The following is a 16996-nucleotide window of genomic DNA, read 5'->3' as shown; positions in this document are numbered from 1 at the left end:
CTTCGGTACCAAGGCGAAGGATCCTTATACCGGGGCGGACGTTCCAACACCCGGAGCCGGGGCCGCGACGGCCGGCGCTGGGCGCCCGCCGGGTTACGTGTCACTCTGGCGGCGCCGCCGATCAGCGGGAGAGACGATGTGCGACGCCGACGCGCTGGAGCCGCCCACGGTGGCGCAAGCCCTGCGGGAGTACCGGGAACTGCTGGACGAGTACGGCCCCACGTGGGGTGAGGACCCGATCGGCTACGTCCGGCAGATGGCCACCAGCGCCTACCTGATGGACGAGCACGACTACTGGATCACCTGCCTGCGCAAGGTCCTCGACGAGCACCCCGGCGCGTCCGAGGAGGAGATCGACGCCCGCGTCCTGGAGCTCGACCCGCACGAGGTCGTGCGGGACGCGCTCGGCGGCGAGGTCCTGGACAACCTTCCCGCGCTGCGCGTCACGCCGGAGGACGCGTCGCTGGAGGCCCTCCCGCGGGCGGTGCTGGACGGTGAGCCCGTCCGCACCACCCTCCTCGTCGACTCCTCGCGGGACGCGCCGGTGACCGTGCGCGTGGACGGCGCCGCACACGACGTCCCCGCGCGCGGGGCGCGCCTCATCCCGGTGACGTCGCAGAGCCAGGTCGCCGTCGACGGGATCCGCGTCTCCCTCGGGCCGCTCACCCGGCAGGCCCTCGCCGGCCGGCTCCGCCTGCGCGCCGGGTTCCCCTGCCGCTGGACGGTCGTCGGCGCCGACGGGCAGGGCTGGTATCCCGCGGGCGCACCGCACCGGATCGACGCGCACCGCGTCCCCTACTTCCACGGCGACGACATCGTCCTCGACGTGCCCGCCGAGCCGCTCACCGTGCGCGTGACCAGAGGGATGGAGTACGACGCCGTCGACACCGAAGTCGCCCCGGGCGTCGGCGTGGAAACGCTAGTCGAACTGTCCCCGCGGCGCATCTACGACGCCGCCGCAAGGGGCTGGTACGGCGGAGACATGCACGTCCACATGAACTGGGCCGGTGACACCGTCGGCACGCCCGCGCAGGCCGCGGCCGTCCAGCACGGGGAGGATCTGCACGTCCTCAACCTCGTCGCGGGCAACGTCGCCTCGCAGCGCGTCTACGACCGCGAGGCCCTGGAGCACTGGGCCGGACGCGACATGCCGTGGTCGGACGCCGCCCACATCGCCCGCCTCGGCGTCGAATACCGCAACGACCTGCTCGGCCACCTGTACGCGTTCGGCGTCACCGCGCCGCCCGGACGGTTCCACACCGGGTTCCTCGGCACCGCCGACTGGCCGCCGAACGGTGTGGCCTGCCGCGAGCTGTGCGACCTCGGCGCCGTCCTCGGATACAGCCACCCGTTCCACCTCCCGCTGAACGAGGACGACCCGCCGGCCGCGGCGCTCGCGGGCGGCCGCAACTGCTCGTCCCGCGAGATCGTCGCCGACGCCGCGCTCGGACTCGTCGACTCCCTCGACGTCCTCAACCACTCCTCCGTCCAGGCGACCGCGATCGTCTACCGGCGGCTGCTCGGCGCGGGCAACACCCTGGCCGTCACCGCCGGGACGGACACGATGCTGTCGTTCCAGCGGCGCGGCAGCCAGTCCAGCCCGCCCGGATGGGAACGCGTCTACGCCAGGGTGGACGGCCCGCTCACCGCCGCGTCGTTCGCCGACGCGATCCGGCGGGGGCGCACGTTCGCCACCACCGGCCCTTGGCTGGAACTGGACGTGAACGGTCGCGGCCCAGGAGACGTCCTTGACGTCGCCCCAGGCGAACGTGTCACCGTCACCGCGCGGACGGCCGGGCCCGAAGTGCTCCGCATCGAACTCCGCACCGCCGACGGCGTCTTCGCCGAAGGCCCGCCGGGGGAGGTCACCGCCGAGTTCACCGCCGCCGGCCCGACCTACGTCGCCGCCGTCGCCATCGGCCCGCGGCACGAGCGTTCCATGCACTACTCCGGCGCCTTCGCGCACACCAGCCCCGTCCACCTGCACGTGGACGGGCGCCACGTCGCGCGCGAAGCCGACCTGCGCTGGTGCCTGAGGTACCTCGACGGCCTGGAGGACCTGCTGCGCCGCGCCGCCCGCATCCAGAACCCGGACCAGCTCGCCGCCCACCTCGACCTGCTGGACGCGGCACGCGCCGTCTACGGCGCACGCCTCGCCGGCGCCTGACGGCCTTGTGCCGGCGGCGCCCCACTGAATAGCGTTCGGTAATCACTCCGGGGAGAGGCCATGCCGTACGAGATCAAGCTTGCCGCCACGTCGACCGCCACGCCCGAGGAACTGTTCCGGCATCTCGCCGTTCCCGAGGCGTGGGGCGCGTGGGGCAAGTTCCCCATACCCGCCAAGCAGGCCCGCAAGGGCGACACGACCACCTACGGCGTCGGGACGGTCAAGAAGATCTGGCCCGCCAGCGAGCAGACCGTCGCCTACGAGCCGTACACGCATTTCGCCTACAAGGCGCTGTCGGGGCTCCCGGTCCGCCGCTACCGCTCCGACGTGTACCTGGAGGCCCGCGACTCCGGCACGTCCATCCGCTGGGAGGCGGAACTCGAGCCGCTGATCCCCGGCACCGGCCCGCTGCTGCGCCTGATGTTCCGGCGGATGCTGTCGTCCTTCACCCGGTGGCTCCCCGCGCACACCGAGAAGTGCCCCGCGGACTGCCCCGCCCGCCAGGCCGGCGACATCTGAGCCGACCGGAGGCCGCGCGACCCCCCGCGCGACCTCCGGCGAAAAGGTGCAGGCCGAGAGCACCCCGCAGTTCCCTCGGCCTGCACGAACTTGGCCCCCCTGGTGGCCCTGACCGCTCACGCGGGATCGGGGCCGTAGACCTCCCACAGCTCACCGGCGAAGAACCTGCCGAAGCTGATCAGCTTCTCCACCCCGTCCGGCCCCGACGTGCGGAACGTCGTGAGCTGCCGCGCGAAGTCCGTCAGCTGGATCTGCAGCACCCCCGCCGCGACGACCTGCGCGCCCTCCTCCTCGTCCTCGCCGACGTGTCCGTCGAGCAGCCGCACGTACAGCGTGGACGTGTCCGACCAGATCCGGGTCGCCGGGCCGTGCCGGACGTTCTTGACCCCGCTCAGCGTGCGCCGCTCGCCGGCGCCGTCGGTGTAGAACAGCCGGTACTTCATCAGCCGCCGCTCTTCGGCGCCGTCCCGGTCGTTCTCGGGCTCGACGAACAGGTTGAACGTGCCCTCCTCGACCGGGCACCGCCCCCCGTGACCGGACGCGTCAACCCACCCCTCGGCGCGCGCCTCGTGGTCGGGCTCGGCCAGGAACCCGTCGGTGTCCTCCGCGGTGATCGTCAGGCGGAACGACAGCCGGCGGCGGTCGCCGGCCAGCTCACCGATCTGCGGATCGGTCTCGCCGTAGGTGACGAACCCCTTCATCTCCTCGGTGAACGACAGCGACGTACGGCCCGCCGCCACGGCGGACGGTCCCCGTGACCCCCCGTGGCTCCCCGATTCCGGGCCGTACGCCGAGCCGCTCTCCGCCCCGTCCGGCGAGCCGGTTCCCCCGGCCGGCCCGGCCCCCGTGGTGGACGGGACGGTCATGGCGGAGCCGCCCGCACTCCGTTGTGCGGACGCGTCCTCCAGCAGCCGCGTGGCCAGCCGATCGGCCTGCGCGGCGATGGTGAGCGAGGGGTTCGGGCCCACCGCCCCCGGTATCGCCGCCCCGTCGGCGATGTAGAGGCCCGGGAACCCGAACACCTCGCCGAAGGCGTCGCAGACGCCCTCGGCCGGGTGGACGCCCATGGGGGCGCCGCCCAGCGGGTGGACGGTGATGATGCGCTTGCGGAACCACATGGGGTTGTCGGCGTAGTCGGCGCCGAGCACGTCCGCGATGCGCTGCATGGTCTTGCGGACACGGTTGAACAGCTCCTCGCTGGTCTCGGACGTCCAGTCGGCGGCGAGCCGGCCGTCCTTCAGGTGCAGCCGCCCGTCGGCGGCGTCGCGGCCCATGCCGAGCAGCGGCAGCGAGCTGACCGTGAGGGCGCCGTCGCCGATCAGCTCCGAGATCTCCTTGGACAGGTTGGTGTCCGGCGCGTCCCGGAAGAGGTCGGTGAACCGGTCCCACAGGAACTTCACCGCGCGCTCGAAGTCGTTGCCGATGTCGAAGGAGTCGACGATCCAGTCGGTGAACCCGGGGTAGCCGCCGTCCTGGATGTAGGCCCCGCGTCCCGCGCCGGGCACGCCGTCGAGCTCGTCCGGCAGCCGGATCGCGGTGGTGATCACCGGGCCGCGGCTGGCGTTCAGCGGCCGGACCCGGTTGCGGTCCTTGGCCCGCATCAGGAACGTCAGCAGGTCGCCGTTGCCGCTGAACCGCGTGCCGAGCGCGTCGCTCAGGCCGGGGAACGCGTCCCGCGACCGCAGCAGCAGGAACGTCGTGCCGTAGGTGCCGGCGCCGAGGATCAGCCGGTCGCAGGTGATCGTCCGCACGGCCGGGCGGCTCTTCTTCGCGGTCAGGTCCTCATGGTGGACGTAGTCGACCTCGTACCCGCCGCCCTGCCGCGGCCGCAGCGCCTTCACCTCGTGGGACGTGCGGATGTCGGCGCCGTGGTGCGCCGCCGCCGACAGGTACGTGTGGTCGAGGCTGTTCTTGGCGCCCTCGTTGCAGCCGATGTCGCACTCGCCGCACAGCCGGCACGTCCGCCGCGGGACGCCGTGCAGGTTGCCGTACCCGGCGTCCACGATCGGCAGGCTCAGGGCGGGCGCGCCGCCCGGTTCGGAGGCGAAGCTGACCGCCAGCGGCGGCAGCGTGCTCTGCAGCCCCAGCTCCGCCGCCGCGTCCTGCATGGCGTGCGTCTTCGGGGTGTCGTCGAACGGGACCTGGTCGAGCGGGTACGGCGTCGCGCCCATCATCTTCTCGACCGCGTCGTAGTGCGGGTCGAGGTCGGCGCGCGAGACCGGCCAGCGCTCGTACCCGCCGCCGGGCAGCGGCCGGTCGTGGACGAACCAGTTCTCGTCCTTGCGCAGCAGCACGTTCGCGTAGATCAGCGAGCCGCCGCCGAGGCCCGAGGACACGACCGAGTCGCAGCCCTTGAACCGCCACACGTCGAACATCCCGTGCAGCCCGGCGTCGGGGTCCCAGAACGCGCGCCCCATCTCGGCGGGCGAGCGCGGGAAGGCGCCCGGCGGGTACGGCTGCCCGCGTTCCAGCAGGACGACCGACTGCCCGGCCTCGGCCAGCCGGTACGCGGCCACGGATCCGCCGAACCCGGACCCGACGACGACGGCGTCTGCGTGCTCCATGGTCAGCCCGCCTTCCGCTTCAAGAAGTCGAGGACCTGGGGGAACACCTCGGCGTCGACGTTCGCGCCCATGAACGGGTCCTGGTGGCCGTAGCCGGGCAGGATCGCCAGTTCGTGCAGGCCGGGCGTGACCGATTCGAGCAGCCGGTGGCAGGCGATGTTGGAGTCGGTGAACACGTGGTTGCGGTCTCCGGTGAGGAACAGGATCGGCGTGGTGACCTCCGCGGCGCCGGTGAGGTAGTCGTCCGGCAGGTCCGCGTGGGCCCGGCGGCGCCGGTCGTACTTCACGGCCCGGCCGGCCTTCACCATCGTGTGCATGTGCCGGTAGTAGTGGACGTTGCACGCCCCGAACAGGTCGGGCAGCCGGGCGTGCGTGACCGGCGACATCTTCTCGTGCGTGTAGATCGGCTTCCCGCCGCCCCACATGAATCCGAGCATGTGGCACGCGGGCTCGTCGCAGTCGCGGTGGAACGGTGCGACCGCCTTGGCGAGCATCCAGCCGCGGGTCAGCACGGGGGCCTTGCCGTAGCGCGGGTCGAGCTGGCTCGGTCCGAGGACGTACTCCATCAGCGCCGGCCCGTACCCCAGCTTGATCTTCGACCAGGCCGGCGTCCGCGGGGTCAGCGAGACGCTGTTGCAGGTCAGGCTGGTGATGCCGGTGACCGTACCGGCGAACAGGGCCATCGAGAACGACACCGAGCCCAGGCAGTGCGTGACCACGTGCACCCGCCGGTCCCCGATGTGGCGGCGCAGCTCGGCCAGCGCGGCCGGGTGGTCGTAGAGCGCGATGTCGTCGAGGGTGTGGCGGTGGGTCTCGGCGTTGTAGGGGAAACGTCCGCTCATCCGGAAGTCCAGCGCCCACACGTCCCCGAACCCGGCGTCGTGCAAGAAGTTCACCAGGTTGGTGTGCTCCGGCATGATGTACATGTCGCTGGACGTCGTCAGACCGTGCACGAGCAGGACCACGTCGTCGCAGTCGCCGCGGCGGAACCGGGTCAGGTTCAGCCCCAGCCCGTCCTCGGTGGCGAAGGGGTGCTCGGACACCTCGGCGTCGGCGACGCCCGCGCTGGTGAAGCGCGCGATCCGCTGCTCGTCCATGTCCATCCCTCCGGCTTCTGACGTCATAACCTTGCCAAACACGCACATAGGCGCGGCATCGTGGAGAACCCGTACTTACGTGTGCCAGGGGGTGGCCCGAACGTACGGGACCTACGTGAACTGAGAGTCGGAATCAGGCCCAGTGGTTCATTTTGGGCGGTTCACGCTGGGTGGTTCACGCCGGGTGGCTCACCCGGGGCGGTTCATCTTGGTCGCCACTCCGACCCGCGAGGAGACGCCGATCTTGGCGAAGACGCGGGAGAGGTGGGTCTCGACCGTCCGGACGCTGAGGAACAGCCGCTCGGCGATCTGCTGGTTGCTGCAGCCCTCGGCGACGAGCATGGCGATCTCGTGCTCGCGCGGCGACAGCCCGAACGGCGGCTTCTCCTTACCGCCCGGCGACGGGGCCGTGGACCTGCCGGGGGCCGGGACCCGGACGCCGAGGCGGCGCTGCTCCCGGACGGCCTGGGCGTGCAGGCCCCGCATCCCGCACGCGTCGAAGATCTCCGCCGCCGCCCGCACCCGCTCCCGGGCCCGGTTGCGGTCGCCGGCCGCGGCGTGCGCGATCCCGGCGGCGAGTTCGGCGCGGCCCGCCTCGGGGCGGCGGCCCGCCTTGGTGAGCAGCTCGGCCGCCTCCGCGGCGAGCGCCGCCGAGGCCGCCGGGTCGGCGGCGCGGGCCGCGTGCGCGCGGGCGAGCCGGGCCAGGCCGACGTCACCGGTCAGCGCCGGGTCGGCGATCGCGCCGGCGATTCCGGCCCAGTAGGCGGCGTCTTCCGGGGCGTCCTGCTGCGCGGCGCTGACGGACGCGAGCGTCTCCGCGCACATGACCAGCGTGCCGAAGTCCAGGCCCTGGGTGCCGTCGCCGCACGCGGCGATCAGCGCCTCGGCGCCCTCGTCCGGCCGTCCCGCGTTGATGATCGCGAGCGCGCGGGCGACGTGCGCCATGTGCGTCCACCACTCACCCGAGCCGGTGTCGTTGGCGACCGCCTCCTCGCCGGAGCGCAGCGCCTGGTCGTGGTCGCCCGTCCAGGACGCGGTCAGGCACTGCTGGATCAGCCCGTAGGCCAGGACCTCCTGCGAGCGCAGCTCGCGGCCGACCGCGGTGGCCTCGTCGGCGGCCGCGGCGGCCTCCGCCATCCGTCCCTGCTGGGCCAGGATCCGGGACTGCCCGGCCAGCATGTAGCCCAGGATGTAGGTCTGGCCCGTCGTCCGCGTGATCGACACGAGCCGCTCGGCGTGCCGCAGCGCGCTGTCGTACATGCCCAGGAACGACTCGGCGAACAGCAGCCAGGCGAAGCAGTCCAGGCCGTCGGTGAAGTCGTTGTCGGACGCGGCGGAGAACAGCTCGTCGGCCTTCTGCGCGTAGGCGATCGCCTCCTCGGCCTCGCCCCGGACGTGGGAGACGATCGGGCGCATCGACGCGACCGCCGCGACCAGCCCGGGGCCCCATCCGGGGGCGCTGTCGGGAATCGTGTCCAGGACGGCCTGCGACCCGCGCGTGTCGGCCCGCTGGATGCGGTCGGCGACCAGGCGGATCCGCAGCAGGACGGCCTCGGGGGTCTGCCGGTCGGTGGTGCGGCGCAGCTCGTCCAGCACGATGGCGCGCGCCTCGTGGATGCGGCCGAGCTGCCGCTCCATGACCGCGCACATCTGCACGGTCCTGGCGCGGCGGACGGTGTCGCCGGCGGGCAGCAGCCCGAGCAGCGTGCGGGCGGTCTCCCGGCCCTCCTCGGCGTGCCCGCTGACGGCCTGCACGTGGGCCAGCTCGACCAGCAGCTCGATCCGGTCGGGCCGGGGGCCGTCCGCCCCGCTCGCGTCGCCGCCGTCCGGCATCAGCTCCAGTGCCGCCTTCAGCCAGTACGCGGACGTGCCGGGCGCCTGCGACGCGACGACGCGGGCGGCCTCCACCAGCGTCCCGATCGCCTCCAGGTCGCCGAACCGCGCGGACCGCACCACGTGATGGGCGCGGACCGCCGCGGGCGCGCCGAGCCGGGCCAGCTGCGCCGCGACCCGCGAATGCGCGGCGATCCGCCAGCCCGCCGCCGTCGAGGCGTAGGCGACATGCCGCACCAGCGGATGCCGGAACCGGAACCGGCCGCCCGTCGTGGGACGCACCACGTCGTGCGCGGTGAGCACGTCCAGCGCCGCCAGCGCCGCGTCCTGCTCCATCTCCGCGGCCACCGCGGCCAGCGCGGGCTCGAACACGTCCGCGGCCACGGCGGCGCCCCGCGCCATCAGCAGCGCCTCGGGCGGCAGCGCGCTCAGCTCCACCTGCAGCGCGGCCCGCACCGCCGGCGGCACCTCGGTCAGGCTGGCGACACCGTTCTCCCAGCCCTGCCGCTCCGTGCCGTCACGTCCGGCGGGGCCGCCGCTGTCGCCCATCTTGGACAGCGCCTCCAGGTAGAACGGGTTGCCGCCGCTCGCCCTGTACAGCGCGTCGCACCGCGACCGGCTCACGTCCGGTCCGAGGAACTCCGCCACCTCGCTGAGGGTGAGCGGATCGGCCGTCACCCGCGCGCCCTGCGGCCCGGCCGCGTCCACCAGCGCCGCCAGCCGCGGCGACGCCTGCGCCGGGCGGTACGCGACCGCCACCAGCACCCGGGCGCGCGGCGGATGCCGGACCAGATGGTCCATCAGCTCGATCGTCGCGTCGTCGGCCCAGTGCAGGTCGTCCAGGATCAGCACCAGCCCGTGCGGCTCGGCCAGGTCCTCCAGCAGGTGCCGGACGGTGCGGTGCAGCTGGTACCGGGCCACCTGCGAGTCGGGGGCGGCGGCCCCGCCGGTGAGCTGGGCCGGGTCGGTCAGGTCGCACAGCGCGGGGAACACCGACCCGAGAAGGCGCAGCGCCGCCGGGGGGAGGTTCAGCGTGTGCTCTTCGAGACGGTCGTCCAGGGCGTCGACCACGGCGCCGAACGGCATCTCCTGCTCGAACTCCGCCGCGCGCCCCGCCACGAACGGCAGCTTGCGCGCGGTCGAGGCGTCCGCCAGCTCGTTCAGCAGCCGCGTCTTGCCCGCACCCGGTTCACCGACCAGCGCCAGGAAGCCGTAGCCCCGCTCGGCCGCGTCGAGCACGCGGTCGATCTCCTGCAGCGCGTCGCGACGCCCGACCAGCGGAGCGTTGCCGGGCCGAGCCCCGGCGGCGCGGGCCGCACGACCCTCCATGGAACACCCCAACAGCGAACAGGCGGCCGATGCGCCGTAATGAAGTTTCTCGTTGCGGTTCCGGAATCGGCGCGGTTCCAGAATCGGCGGGATTCACCCTATCGGGTGGAACGTCAATAAGGTGGAGCCAACACGCCCCCGCCAGCGCGCCGTCCCACGTGGCGGCCTCCTCCGTCACCATGCCGTCCACGGTCATCAACGTTCACTGCCATGAACCGTCCTGGAACGCGCCATGTCAACCTCAGGTGGGTAAAGCGTCTCGCCCCCGTGACATCCGGCGGCGGTCAGCGTTCCAGGCCGAGGCCGGCCGCGGCGGCGGCCCACGCGGACTCGTCGCCGGACGGCTCGTAGCGGCGGAGGGGCTGGGTCCCGGCCACGAGCGCGCGGGACTCCGCCAGCCCACCGATGACGCCGTGCGCGCGGGCCTGGGTCAGGACGTTGCCGAGCGCGGTCGCCTCCACCGGGCCGGCGACGACCGGCAGTCCGGCCGCGTCGGCGGTCAGGCGGCACAGCAGATCGTTCCGGCTGCCGCCGCCGACCAGGTGGATCACGTCGATCTCCCGCCCGGATAGGCGGGAGGCCTCGCGGAGCGTGGCGCGGTGCGCGAGGGCGAGGCTGTCCAGGATGCAGCGGACGGTCTCGGCGCGGGTGGCCGGCTCGGGGAAGCCGCGGCGGCGGCAGTGCGCGGCGATGCGGGCGGGCATGTCGCCCGGCGGCAGGAACTCCGGGTCGTCGGGGTCGACGAGGCGGCGCAGGCCCGGGACCCGCCCGGCCTCGGCGAGCAGGGCGGGCAGGCCGGGGTCGCCCCAGGTCCGCAGCGACTCCTGGAGGAGCCACAGCCCCATCACGTTGCGCAGGTAGCGGACCGTCCCGTCCACGCCGCCCTCGTTGGTGAAGTTGGCCTCGCGGCTCGCCTCGGTCAGGACGGGCGCGTCCAGCTCGACGCCGACCAGCGACCAGGTGCCGCAGGAGATGTAGGCGAACCGCTCGGTCGTGGCGGGGACGGCCGCGACTGCCGAGGCGGTGTCGTGGGACCCGACGGCCGCGACCCTGAGGCCGGGATGGCCGGTCTCGGCCGCCACGTCGCCGCGGAGCGGCCCGAGGACCTCGCCCGGGTTCCGCAGGGGCGGCAGGATCTTCTCCGGGAGGTCCAGGCGTGCCAGGAGGTCCCGCGACCAGGTGCCCTCGCGGACGTCCAGGAGGCCGGTCGTGGACGCGTTGGTCCGCTCCGCGCCGATCTCGCCCGTGAGCCAGTAGGCGAGGAGATCGGGGATCAGGAGGAGCGTGCCCGCCCGGGACAGGTCGTCGGCCGCGAGCTGGTAGATCGTGTTGAAGGGGAGGAACTGGAGCCCCGACGCCTGGTAGAGGAGGTCGTCGCCCAGTTCGGCGCGGACGCGGTCCATCACGCCGTCGGTGCGGGAGTCGCGGTAGTGGACGGGGTTTGCGAGCAGGCGCCCGTCCGCGTCCAGGAGGCCGTAGTCGACGGCCCACGAGTCGATGCCGACCGAGGCCACGCCGGACGGGGTGGAGCGCAGCCCGTCCAGGACGTTTCCGTAGAGCCCGAGGATGTCCCAGTGCAGCGTGCCGTTGACCCGGACGGGGCGGTTGGCGAAACGGCGGACCTCGTCCAGCTCCAGGGTTCCGGGGCCGACGCGGCCGGTCATGACCCGCCCGCTGGACGCGCCGAGATCGACGGCCGCGAAGGTCGCTTCGCTCATGCCCGTTCCCGGTGGGGGGCCGGCCCCCCACGCCCCACGGTTCGCTTCGCTCATTCGACGACCAGTACTTCGAGCGTCCGGGGACCGTGCACGCCCTCCACGCGTGACAGCTCGATGTCGCTCGTCGCCGACGGCCCGGACACGAACGTCAGCGGCCGGTGCGGGTCGAGCCGCTCCAGGGCTTCGGGCACGTCCGGCGCGACCTGGCCGGCCAGGACGACGATCAGGTGGTAGTCCGGCACGAGGGACAGCGCGCGGCGTCCCTGGGCGGCGCCGTGGTCGAGGACGATCGTCCCGGTCTCGGCGATCGCCGCGGCGCAGCCGGTGACCGCTCCGGCCAGCCCGTCCAGCGTCGCGACGTCCGGGTCCCGGACGAGCGGCACGTCCGCCGCCGCGAGCCATTCCCCGGGAAGGTCGCCGGGCACCCCGTAGGAGCCGGGGCGGGCCGCGAGTCGCTCCGCGACCGTGCCCGCCACATCCGGCGCGGAGACCCGCAGGACCGTCGCCTGGTAGTGCGCGACCCGCTCGGCGAACAGGTCGAGGACGCCGTCCTCGTGGTGATGGCGGAGATAGCCGCGGTCGATCCGGTCGTAGGAGGCGGCGACCTCGGCGGCCGGCCGGGCGGGTACCGCGTCCTCGATCCGGCGGAGGATCTCCTCGCGGGCGTTCACGTGCCGCCCTCCTTCCGGCCGCCGTCCGTGCGGGCCCACCAGGCGCGGAACGACTCCGGCGGCGGCGCGGGGGCGTCGCGCGTCTCGGTCCACGCGCCGAGCGGGCCGGGCAGCCGCCGGATCCGGCCGCCGCGCGCCACGCCGCGGCGGCTCGCGGACGCGGCGCGCTGCGCGAGCCCGAGCCGGGTGGGGGAGCGCAGCGTCCACCCGGCCGCCGCCATCGCCACCCGTTCGAGGGGATGGCGGGGGCCCTTCTCGACGGCGCGGGCCCGCAGATGGACGAGCACCTCCGGGATGTCGATCGCGACCGGGCACGCCTCGAAGCACGCGCCGCACAGCGTGGACGCGTAGGGCAGCGAGGCGTCCACGTCCGATCCGATGCCCCTGATCTGCGGCGACAGGATCGCGCCGATCGGCCCCGGGTACGGCGACCCGTAGGCGTGACCGCCCGCGCGCTGGTAGACCGGGCACACGTTCAGGCACGCGGAGCAGCGGATGCAGCGCAGCGCCTGCCGGCCCACCTCGTCGGCCAGCGTGGCGGTGCGGCCGTTGTCCAGCAGGACGAGGTGGAAGTCGCGCGGGCCGTCACCGGGGGAGACGCCCGTCCAGGTCGAGGTGTAGGGGTTCATCCGCTCGGCCGTGGACGAGCGGGGGAGCAGCTGCAGGAACACCTCCAGATCCCGCCAGCTCGGGACGATCTTCTCCACTCCCATCACCGAGATCAGCGTCTCGGGGAGCGTCAGGCACATCCGCCCGTTGCCCTCCGACTCCAGGACGACGAGGGTGCCGGTGTCGGCGACGGCGAAGTTCACGCCGGACACGGCGACCTTCGCCGACAGGAACTTGGCGCGCAGGTGGCGGCGGGCGGCCTCGGCCAGTTCGGCGGGGGAGTCGGTCAGCCCTTCCGGGACGCCGTCCATCGCGCGCAGGAAGATGTCGCGGATGTCGGACCTGTTGCGGTGGATGGCCGGGACGAGGATGTGCGACGGCCGGTCGTCCCCGAGCTGGACGATCAGCTCCGCGAGGTCGGTCTCGTAGGCGGTGACGCCCTCCTCGGCGAGGAACTCGTTCAGGCCGGTCTCCTGCGTGGCCATCGACTTGACCTTGACGACCTCGGTCTCGCCGGTCGCCTTCACCAGGCCGGCGACGATCCGGTTGGCCTCGCCGGCGTCCCGCGCCCAGTGGACCGTCCCGCCCGCCTCGGTGACCTTCTCCTCCAGGAGGCGCAGGTAGTGCCCGAGGTTCTCCAGGACGTGGTCCTTGATCTGCTTGCCCGCCTCGCGCAGCGCGGGCCAGTCGTCCAGCTCCGCGACCGCGGACGCGCGCCGTTCCCGGATCGTGGCGGTCGCGTGGGCGAGGTTGCCGCGCAGCCGCGTGTCGGCCACCGCGCCGCGCGCCGCGTCCGGGAAGGACGGCATCCCGACGTACGTCGGCATCGCCGGTGAGGTCATGAGGGCTCCTCCTCCGTGGAGGCGAGGATCTCGGCCAGGTGGACGGTCCGTACGGCGGCGCGGGTGCGGGTGAGCGCGCCGCCGATGTGCATCAGGCAGGAGTTGTCGGCCGCGCACAGCGCCTCGGCCTTCGTCTCCCGGACGGCGGTGACCTTGTCCGCGCACATCGCGGCGGACACCTCGGAGTTCTTCAGCGCGAACGTCCCGCCGAACCCGCAGCATTCGGCGGCGTCCGGCAGGTCGGCCAGGTCGATGCCGCGCACCTCGCGCAGCAGCCGCAGCGGGCGGTCCCCGACGTGCAGCATCCGCAGCGAGTGGCAGGTGGGGTGGTAGGTGACGCGGTGCGGGTAGTAGGCGCCCACGTCGGTGACGCCCAGCACGTCCACGAGGAACTCCGACAGCTCGTACACGCGCGACGCCACCCCGGAGGTCCGCGGCGCGAGCCTGGGGTACCAGTCGCGGATCATCGCGGCGCACGACGCGGACGGCGTCACGACGGCGTCGTAGGGCTCGAACGTCCCGGCGAAGCCCTTCACCAGGGGGAGCGCCTGCCGCCGGTACCCGGTGTTGAGGTGCATCTGCCCGCAGCAGGTCTGCCCGGCCGGGAACTCGACGTCGTGGCCGAGGCGCCGCAGCAGCCGCACCATCGCCTTGCCTGTCTCGGGGTACATCGTGTCGTTCACGCAGGTGAGGAAGAGCGCGACCTTCATGGGGCCTCTCCGGCAGGACGGCTGGACTCGCGGATGACCAGTTCGGGCTGGAACATGACCTGCTGGTGGGCGTGCCCGCCCGACTCGTCGCACTCCTCCAGCAGGAGTTCGGTCGCGATCCGGCCCAGCTGGTAGGTGGGCTGCCTGATCGAGCTCAGCGGGACCGCGGCCGCCGCCGAGAACTCGATGTCGTCGTACCCGATCAGCGCGATGTCAGCCGGTACCTTCAGCCCGGCCTGCAGCAGGACGCGGAGCATCCCGAGGGCGAGCAGGTCGTTCGCGCAGAAGACGGCGTCGGGCAGCGGCGGGCCGGCCTCCAGCAGCCGCCGTGCCGCCTCCTGCCCGGACCTGGCGTTCATCGCCCCGACCGGCACCTCGCGCATCACCTCGCGGCCGAGCCCGGCGGCGCGCAGCGCGCGCAGGGCGCCCTTGCGGCGGTCGGCGCACTGCCGCAGAACGTTCGGGCCGGTGACGAACGCCAGCGTGCGGGCCCCGCCGTCGAGCAACTCGCCGACCGCGAGCTCACCGCCGGCGACGTCGTCGACGGCGACCGAGCACTGGTTGGCGCGGGGCGTCGGATGGTCGAGCAGCACCACCGGGACGCCCCGGTCCTGGAGGCGGTCGGCGGCCTCGCCGTCGTCGCCGACCGGGGTCAGCAGGACGCCGCGGACGCGCTGCTCGGCGAACACCCGCAGGTTGCGCTGCTCCCGCTCGTCCGACTCGCCGGACGACGACAGGATCACCGCGTAGCCGCGCTCGCTGGCGATGTCCTCGACGCCGCGGGCGACGTCGGTGAAGAACGGGTTGGCCAGATCCAGGACCATCAGCCCGATCGTGCTGCTGTGCCCGGCGCGCAGCGTGGACGCCGAGCCGTTGCGGACGAACCCGAGTTCGAGGATGGCCTGCTCGACCCGGATCCGGGTCGCCTCGGCGACCCGCTCGGGGCGGTTGAGCACGTTGGACACGGTGCCGGGCGAGACGCCGGCGCTCGCCGCGACCTGCTTGATGCCGACCGTCCGGCTCAGGGCCCCGGGGCGTCCGGTGTCGTCTGCGCTCAATCTGTGTGCCCCCGGTCCGTCCGCTGGATATGACGCTCGCCGTGCCGATTCACTTTGGTCATCGAATTAAAACGTGTCAAGCCCGTGGGCGGTGCACCGGGGTGCCGAGGCCGATGGCCGGGCGGGGCCACGAGCGACTTCCAAAAACTCACAGGCCCCTGTGGCAAAGGGATTCCCGCCGTTATCGGAGCGATCTTCGAGCCGGTGACCTCTTGACGGCTGCCCGGCCTGACTCTAGCGTCCTCGGCAACATCACGTTAAAACGTTTTTTACCCGGTCGTCATAGACCAGCCCCGCGAGGAGGGCCGCCATGGGCGCACCCGGCCAGTCGGCGCCGCCGACATTGGCACTGGTGAACGTGAGTAAGTCGTTCGGGGCCGTGCGCGCCCTGCAGGGCGTCACCCTGGAGTTGCACGCCGGCGAGGTCCACGCCCTGGCCGGGGAGAACGGCGCGGGCAAGTCCACGGTAGTAAAAACGTTCGCAGGGGTCCACCGCCCCGACGCGGGCGAGGTACGCGTCGACGGCGAGCCGGTGACCTTCGGCGGCCCCGCCGACGCCCAGGCCGCCGGCGTCGCCGTCATCTACCAGGAGCCCACCCTGTTCCCCGACCTGTCGGTCGCGGAGAACATCTTCATGGGCCGCCAGCCGCGCGCCCGCGGACCCGTCTCAGGGCTCGGCCGCATCGACCGCCGCGCCATGCACGCCGAGACCGCGAAGCTGTTCCGGCGGCTCGGCGTCGCGCTGGACCCGCAGGCGCCCGCCCGCGGCCTGTCGATCGCCGACCAGCAGGTCGTCGAGATCGCCAAGGCCATCTCCCGCAACGCGCGGGTCCTCATCATGGACGAGCCCACCGCCGCGCTCACCGGCCAGGAGGTCGCCCGGCTGTTCACGGTCACCCGCACGCTGAGCGAGCACGGCTGCGCCGTCCTGTTCATCTCGCACCGGCTGGAGGAGATCTTCGAGCTGTGCCGGCGGGTCACCACGCTGCGCGACGGCTCCCTGATCGGCACCGACCAGACCGCGGACCTCACCCCCGACGACCTCGTCCGCCGGATGGTCGGCCGCGACCTCGACGCGCTCTACCCCAAGCAGGACGTGACGCCCGGCGAGGTCGCGCTGAAGGTCGCCCGGCTGACCCGCGAGGGCGCCTTCACCGACATCTCCTTCGAGGTCCGCCGCGGCGAGATCGTCGCCCTCGCCGGGCTGGTCGGCGCCGGCCGCAGCGAGGTCGCCCGCGCGATCTTCGGCGTGGACCGGTGGGACGCCGGGAGCGTCGAGGTCACCGGGCGCCCGCTGCCCCCGGGCAGCCCGACCGCCGCGATGGCGGCGGGCCTCGCGCTCGTCCCCGAGGACCGGCGCCAGCAGGGCCTGGTCATGGGCATGTCCATCGAACGCAACATGGGCCTCACCCAGCTGCGCACGCTGCGCCGCGAGACCGGGCGCGGCGGCCTCATCTCCCGCAAGGTGGAGCGCGGCCGCGCCGCCGACTGGGGGCTGCGGCTCCAGCTCAAGTACTCCAAGCTCACCGACCTCGTCGGCGTCCTGTCGGGCGGCAACCAGCAGAAGGTCGTGCTCGCCAAGTGGCTGGCCACCGAGCCGGACGTCCTCATCGTGGACGAGCCGACCCGCGGCATCGACGTCGGCACCAAGGCCGAGGTGCACCGGCTGCTGTCGGAACTGGCCGCGCGGGACATCGCGGTCCTGATGATCTCCTCCGACCTGCCGGAGGTGATCGGGATGGCCGACCGCGTCCTGGTCATGCACGAGGGCCGGCTCACCGCCGAGATCCCGCGCGCCGAGGCGACCGAGGAGAGCGTGATGGCCGCCGCGACCGGACGGACCGGCAACGGCGGGGCCGGCGCCGGAAGGGCGGCCTGA

Annotated in this window: 11 protein-coding genes; 3 read left to right on the top strand and 8 right to left on the bottom strand. The window is 73.3% G+C overall.

Annotated elements, in window-relative coordinates:
- Nucleotides 1-136 precede the first annotated feature (136 nt).
- Together E1285_RS15345 and E1285_RS15340 are read left to right on the top strand one after the other, a co-directional pair.
- Nucleotides 137-2167, top strand: coding sequence for a CehA/McbA family metallohydrolase (locus tag E1285_RS15345; protein WP_132152473.1), 2031 nt, complete (start codon nt 137-139; stop codon nt 2165-2167).
- 60 nt (nt 2168-2227) lie between these two features.
- Nucleotides 2228-2686 carry an SRPBCC family protein gene (locus tag E1285_RS15340; protein ID WP_132152471.1) on the top strand — a complete coding sequence of 153 codons (459 nt, stop codon included), beginning with the start codon at nt 2228-2230 and terminating at the stop codon, nt 2684-2686.
- Between the two features lie 116 nt (nt 2687-2802).
- Here E1285_RS15340 and E1285_RS15335 read toward each other — a convergent pair whose 3' ends face one another.
- From E1285_RS15335 to E1285_RS15300, 8 genes are all read right to left on the bottom strand, one after another.
- Nucleotides 2803-5250 carry a GMC family oxidoreductase gene (locus tag E1285_RS15335; protein WP_132152469.1) on the bottom strand — a complete coding sequence of 816 codons (2448 nt, stop codon included), beginning with the start codon at nt 5248-5250 and terminating at the stop codon, nt 2803-2805.
- A gap of 2 nt (nt 5251-5252) precedes the next feature.
- On the bottom strand, nt 5253-6347 hold the full coding sequence (locus E1285_RS15330; RefSeq protein ID WP_132152467.1) for an alpha/beta hydrolase: 1095 nt from the start codon (nt 6345-6347) through the stop codon (nt 5253-5255).
- A 189-nt stretch (nt 6348-6536) separates the two neighbouring features.
- On the bottom strand, nt 6537-9509 hold the full coding sequence (locus E1285_RS15325; protein WP_132152465.1) for a LuxR family transcriptional regulator: 2973 nt from the start codon (nt 9507-9509) through the stop codon (nt 6537-6539).
- A 284-nt stretch (nt 9510-9793) separates the two neighbouring features.
- Entirely contained in the window at nt 9794-11227 is a 1434-nt protein-coding gene (locus tag E1285_RS15320; protein ID WP_132152463.1) for a rhamnulokinase family protein, read from the bottom strand.
- Nucleotides 11228-11277: 50 nt separating this feature from the next.
- Nucleotides 11278-11898: an LUD domain-containing protein gene (locus E1285_RS15315; protein ID WP_132152461.1), complete on the bottom strand. Its 621-nt coding sequence runs from the start codon at nt 11896-11898 to the stop codon at nt 11278-11280.
- On the bottom strand, nt 11895-13349 hold the full coding sequence (locus E1285_RS15310) for a LutB/LldF family L-lactate oxidation iron-sulfur protein (RefSeq protein ID WP_243722797.1): 1455 nt from the start codon (nt 13347-13349) through the stop codon (nt 11895-11897). The genes E1285_RS15315 and E1285_RS15310 overlap by 4 nt, the downstream gene beginning before the upstream one ends.
- A complete protein-coding gene (locus E1285_RS15305; RefSeq protein WP_132152459.1) occupies nt 13346-14059 on the bottom strand; it encodes a (Fe-S)-binding protein in 714 nt (237 codons plus the stop codon). Before E1285_RS15305 ends, E1285_RS15310 begins: the two co-directional genes overlap by 4 nt.
- Nucleotides 14056-15117: a substrate-binding domain-containing protein gene (locus tag E1285_RS15300; RefSeq protein WP_243722796.1), complete on the bottom strand. Its 1062-nt coding sequence runs from the start codon at nt 15115-15117 to the stop codon at nt 14056-14058. The genes E1285_RS15305 and E1285_RS15300 overlap by 4 nt, the downstream gene beginning before the upstream one ends.
- 310 nt (nt 15118-15427) lie before the next feature.
- On the opposite strand from E1285_RS15300, the gene E1285_RS15295 reads away from it, so the two are divergent.
- Nucleotides 15428-16996, top strand: a complete 1569-nt coding sequence (locus E1285_RS15295; RefSeq protein WP_132152457.1) for a sugar ABC transporter ATP-binding protein — start codon at nt 15428-15430, stop codon at nt 16994-16996.

The sequence above is a fragment of the Actinomadura sp. 7K507 genome, from assembly GCF_004348425.1.
In the GTDB taxonomy this organism is placed as follows: Bacteria; Actinomycetota; Actinomycetes; order Streptosporangiales; family Streptosporangiaceae; genus Spirillospora.
The sequence above is the reverse complement of the archived record's forward strand: the minus strand, read 5'-3'. Positions and strand labels throughout refer to the sequence as shown.